Raw genomic sequence first — 487 nt, forward strand, 5'->3', positions numbered from 1 at the left:
CCATGTCGCGGCTGCGCCGCCACAGGATCGCCTCCTCGTGCCCCTGCTCGATGCGGGCGACCTGGGAGAGCGGCACCGACACGCCGTTCCGCGACATCACGGTGAGGTCCCCGATGCCGCCGAGGTCGCCGCGCTGCGGCGCGATGGCGCGAGCCACCACGGCGACCTTCTCGGTGCGGTCCCGCACCGTCGTCACGGTGATCCCGGAGACCAGGGTCTGCAGCGTCTGCGCCACGCTCTGGGGGTCGAGGCCGAGCGCCCGGGCGCGGTCCTGGTCGAGCACCAGGCGCACCGACGGCATCTGCTCGTTCCAGTCGAGCTGCGGATCGAGCGCGTCGGGGCTCCGCCGCATGATGTCGCGGACCTGATAGGCGATCGCCCGCACGGCGTTCGGGTCGGTGCCGATCACCCGGAACTGCACCGGGAAGCCGACCGGCGGGCCGAAGTCGAGCCGGCTCACGCGCACGCGGGCCGCGGCGAGCGCGCC

At 74.1% G+C, this 487-nt stretch carries 1 protein-coding gene; it reads right to left on the minus strand.

Annotation, left to right across the window (positions count from 1 at the left end; translation table 11 throughout):
* Positions 1 to 487: efflux RND transporter permease subunit (locus ABTU92_RS30435; protein ID WP_408095258.1), on the minus strand; the 487-nt coding region annotated here is incomplete at both ends.

It is taken from the genome of Rhodoplanes sp. SY1, assembly GCF_046000175.1.
Taxonomy (GTDB): Bacteria; Pseudomonadota; Alphaproteobacteria; order Rhizobiales; family Xanthobacteraceae; genus Rhodoplanes.